6 protein-coding genes are annotated in these 3,732 nt (G+C 74.5%); 2 read left to right on the top strand and 4 right to left on the bottom strand.

Features of this window, described 5'->3' with window-relative positions; translation table 11 throughout:
* Positions 1-478, top strand: a 478-nt coding sequence (locus GTW43_RS24250; RefSeq protein ID WP_343246105.1) for a peptidoglycan-binding domain-containing protein, incomplete at its 5' end; no start/stop codon positions are given.
* Between the two features lie 30 nt (positions 479-508).
* On the opposite strand, the gene GTW43_RS24245 is transcribed toward GTW43_RS24250, so the two are convergent.
* Both GTW43_RS24245 and GTW43_RS24240 read right to left on the bottom strand, forming a co-directional pair.
* Entirely contained in the window at positions 509-826 is a 318-nt protein-coding gene (locus GTW43_RS24245) for an antibiotic biosynthesis monooxygenase (protein ID WP_161304153.1), read from the bottom strand.
* Between the two features lie 30 nt (positions 827-856).
* Positions 857-1,258 carry a DUF1992 domain-containing protein gene (locus tag GTW43_RS24240; protein ID WP_161304152.1) on the bottom strand — a complete coding sequence of 134 codons (402 nt, stop codon included), beginning with the start codon at positions 1,256-1,258 and terminating at the stop codon, positions 857-859.
* A 76-nt stretch (positions 1,259-1,334) separates the two neighbouring features.
* Between GTW43_RS24240 and GTW43_RS24235 the strand changes: the two genes are divergently transcribed.
* The gene (locus GTW43_RS24235; RefSeq protein ID WP_161304154.1) at positions 1,335-1,736 is read left to right on the top strand and encodes an FHA domain-containing protein; all 402 of its coding nucleotides are present in this window, start codon (positions 1,335-1,337) and stop codon (positions 1,734-1,736) included.
* A 7-nt stretch (positions 1,737-1,743) separates the two neighbouring features.
* Here GTW43_RS24235 and GTW43_RS24230 read toward each other — a convergent pair whose 3' ends face one another.
* Together GTW43_RS24230 and GTW43_RS24225 are read right to left on the bottom strand one after the other, a co-directional pair.
* Complete coding sequence (locus GTW43_RS24230; protein WP_161304151.1) at positions 1,744-2,433, bottom strand: O-methyltransferase; 690 nt, start codon at positions 2,431-2,433, stop codon at positions 1,744-1,746.
* 6 nt (positions 2,434-2,439) lie between these two features.
* Positions 2,440-3,564, bottom strand: a complete 1,125-nt coding sequence (locus GTW43_RS24225; RefSeq protein ID WP_161304150.1) for a DUF2330 domain-containing protein — start codon at positions 3,562-3,564, stop codon at positions 2,440-2,442.
* Positions 3,565-3,732 lie beyond the last annotated feature (168 nt).

Below are 3,732 nucleotides of genomic sequence, written 5' to 3'. Positions count from 1 at the left end.
GGCGCTGCCGAGCCGGGTGACGGCCTCCGCCCCGGCCCCGACGTCCGGCTCCCCGTCCGCACCGGCCCCGGCCGCGCCCGCGGACCCCTCCTCCGCGCCGGTCTCCGCGTCCCCGTCCGCGTCCGCCCCGGCGACGTCCTCGGTCCCGCCGGCCCCGTCGCCGACCCGCACCAGCGCGTCGCCCACCGCGACCCGCGAGCCGACCAGCGCACCGCCGAGCCCGACCCGCACCGCGCCGGGCGCCCGGGAGGACACCGCGGGAACCCTGCGCCGGGGCGACCGCGGCCCGGCCGTCACGGACCTCCAGCGCCGCCTCAAGCAGCTGAACCTGTACACGGGCGAGCCCAACGGCACCTACAACAGCCCGACGGAGTGGGCCGTGCGGACCTACCAGATCTCCCGCGGCATCCCGACCCGTGAACGCGGCGCGTACGACGCACTGACCCGCACGGTCCTGGAGGCCGAGACCTGGGGCTAGAGCCGCCCCGACGCAGGTCCCCCGGTGGAGTCACGCGTTCTTCGGCGCCGCCTGCTGCACGACCTCGAAGGACCACACGGCGGCGCTGCTCGACGCCGGCTTCGGGCGGTCGGCGCCGCCCTGGTGGGCCGACTTCATCGGGCCCTCCATCCAGGCCTGGAACGACGCCTCGTCACGCCAGCGCGTGTACACGAGGTAGTCGTCGGTGCCCTCGATCGGGCGGAGCAGCTCGAACCACTCGAAGCCGTCCGAGTTCTCCACGGCGCCGGCGCGGGACGCGAAGCGCTTCTCGAGGGTCTCGCGCTGCTCGGCGGGCACGGTCAGGACGTTGATCTTCACGACAGACATGCCCTCATCCTGCCGCACCCGCCGGTGGCGTCAGGCGCGGGCCCGGCGCCAGCGCTCGACGATCTCGTCGACGTCGTAGGGCTTCAGGCCCAGCGGCGGGCCCGGCGGGGGCTTGAACATCATGTCGCGGATCTTGTCGTTGAGCTCCGTCATGCGGGCGCGCACGACGCGCTCCGAGGGGGCCGAGCCGATTGCGGCCAGGGTGTCCTCGGCCTCCTTGCGCAGGGCCAGGGAGGGCGGCAGGACGGAGAAGCCCTCGCGGGCGAGCTTCTGCTTCACCCACCAGTTCTCGTCGTAGAGGGTGTCGGGTGTCGTGTCGAGCGGCTTGCCGGCGCCGGGCAGCGAGGAGAAGTCGCCGCGACGCTCGGCGTCGCGGATCTGCTTGTCGACGAATGACTCGAAGCTGACGCCGGGTGGTTTGCGTTCGGTCATGGGACCAGTGTCCCAGACGCGCTCCGGCGGCCTATGATGCGCGGCGGTTCGCAAGGACGACAGCTTGGGGGATGCGGTGCTCGAACTGACCATGGCCACGGTGGCGGACGGCGACGCGGGGGCCACGGCCGGCATGGTGATGGCCGAGGCGGACAGCACGCCGGGGTCCGTGCTCCGCGTGGGGCGGGACGCCGCCCTGTGCCGGCTGGTGACCCCGGACGACTGGCTGTTCGTGTCGCGGGTGCACCTGGAGTTCCGGTGCGGGCCCGGCGGGGAGTGGAGCCTGAACTGGCTGCGCGGCTCGCAGGACGACCCGGCGTCCGAGGTGCGCCTGCGGGTCGGCGCCGCGCAGGGCCCCGGGCGGCCGGTCCCCTACGGCGGGGTCGCCGAGCTGCCGCGCGGGGCGTCCGGCGAGGTCGTCGTCCTCGACCGGAGCGGCCCCCGCACGGTCAACATCGGCTTCTACCAGGAGAACTGACGGGCGATCAGTCGCGCACCCGGGCCAGCGCGAAGCCGTCGTACCCCTTCACGCCCACGGTCTGCACGGCGGTCGCGTCCAGCTTCGGGTGCTCGGAGAGGAACTTGAGGGCGGCGCGGGTACCGGTGATGTCCGGCTCCGTGTTGTCCGGGTCGACGACGCGGCCGCCGCGCACGACGTTGTCCACGACGATCAGGCTGCCCGGCCGGGTCAGCTTCACCGCCCACTCCAGGTAGTGGGGGTTGTTCGCCTTGTCCGCGTCGATGAAGACCAGGTCGAAGACGTGGCCCTCGTCGGCGAGGACGGGCAGCGCGTCGAGCGCGGCGCCGACCCGCACCTCGACCGTCTTGTCGAGTCCGGCCCGTGCCAGGTTGGCCCGCGCCACGTCCGCGTGCCGGGCGCTGTACTCGAGGCTGATCAGGCTGCCGTCGGCGGGCAGGGCACGGGCCAGCCAGATCGTGCTGTAGCCGCCGAGGGTGCCGATCTCCAGGATGCGGCGGGCACCCTGGGTGAGGGCGAGCAGGTGCAGGAGCTTGCCGTTGGTGGCCGAGACGTTGATCCGGGGCAGGCCCGCGGCCTCGCTGTCGGCGAGGGCCGCCGCGAGCGCCTCGTCGGCGGGAGCGAGCAGTTCGCTGAAGTAGGCGTCGACGGCGGTCGCCACATCGGGCTGCCGCGCGCCCGGAGAGTCAGTCGTCATAAACGTTCACACTAGGGGCGGCGGAGTCCGCACGGGGGCAGGTCGGGCGACGGGTCGCCGGCGCCGGGCGCGCACGGTCAGCAGGAGCGTGGTGAGGGCCGCCGCGGTCGTGCCGAGCACGGTCAGGAGCCAGAGGGGCAGGTCCGGTCCGACGGTGAGCAGTTCGTTCTCGTACTCGACCTGCCGGTACGGCGTGTCGTCGGCGGCCCGGCGCAGCGTGTGGTCGGCGTCGATCCTCGACGGGGTCGGGAAGTCCTGCGCGTAGGCGGTCAGGTAGGGGGCGCCGGTGGCGAGTTCGGCCAGCGGGCCCGAGGTGTCCGTGACCTTTCCGGCGAACGTGACGCGGGGCGCGCCGCCGCCGATCGCCGAGCGGGGCTCCATCCGGTGGTCGGCCAGCACGTAGAGGTCGAGGTGCTGCGCGGTGCGGGCCAGCCGGGACAGGCGCATCGGGTAGACGGGCCGCTCGCTCGCGAAGGTCAGGTGCAGCGGGTCGAGACGGCCGGTCAGCGCCGTGCCGTCACCGGCCGTGGGCGCGAGGCGGATCGCGACGTACTCCCAGCCCTGGTCGACGTAGGGGCGCAGTGCGCGGTCGAGGCGGGCGGGGAGCGCGAAGCCGTGGTCGTCGAGCCAGCCGGCCAGTGCGTGCGGGTCCGTCGCGGTGAGCCGGGCGACGTCGAACGGGCCGAGCCGCTCGCGGCCGACGACCCCGACGCCGGAGCCGGCCGACGGGGCGGGGGCGCCCGCCGCGGCGCCGTCGCCGTTGCCGCCGTCGAAGGGCCAGTCGCCGGTGCGCGGCCAGAAGTAGTGCCGGGTGCGCAGCTCCGGGGCGGTCGCCCCGGCCAGCGCCGTGAACAGGCCGGGGTCGCCCAGCTTCACCGTCGCCCGGTGCGGGACGGGCATGACCCAGGCGACGTCGTGGCCGTCGCCGTGCACCGCGAGCCGCATCACGATCTGCTCGGTGCGGCCGTCCCAGCGCAGGGCCGAGGTCTCCTCGTCGACGGTGATCCGCTCGCCGGTGCGAGGGACCATCGCGCCGCAGCCGCACGCGTTCGCGGGGGCGGTCACGGCGAGGAGCTGGAACAGGAGCGCGGCCAGGGTGATGAGCGCGGCCCGCGTGCGGGTGGGTGTCATGCCCCCTACCGACGGCGCCCGCGCCGCCCGGGGTTCCAGCGGTTACACCCCTGTTGCGGAACACGATCACCCCGCCGGGCGCGCGGTGAACTGCGCGCTGAGCCCGCCCCGGCCGAAACGCGATCAGCGGGCCCAGGGGCGCGGGGAACTGCGCGCTCAGCCACGACG

Source organism: Streptomyces sp. SID5785 (assembly GCF_009870065.1).
GTDB lineage: Bacteria > Actinomycetota > Actinomycetes > Streptomycetales > Streptomycetaceae > Streptomyces.
Note: the sequence above shows the minus strand (reverse complement) of the source record. Positions and strands in the feature narration are given on the sequence as shown.

Bases quoted from the DNA above. Each gene is read 5' to 3' on its own strand.
- GTW43_RS24225 (WP_161304150.1), bottom strand. From the start codon at position 3,564: ATGACACCCACCCGCACGCGGGCCGCGCTCATCACCCTGGCCGCGCTC.
- GTW43_RS24230 (WP_161304151.1), bottom strand. From the start codon at position 2,433: ATGACGACTGACTCTCCGGGCGCGCGGCAGCCCGATGTGGCGACCGCC.
- GTW43_RS24240 (WP_161304152.1), bottom strand. From the start codon at position 1,258: ATGACCGAACGCAAACCACCCGGCGTCAGCTTCGAGTCATTCGTCGAC.
- GTW43_RS24245 (WP_161304153.1), bottom strand. From the start codon at position 826: ATGTCTGTCGTGAAGATCAACGTCCTGACCGTGCCCGCCGAGCAGCGC.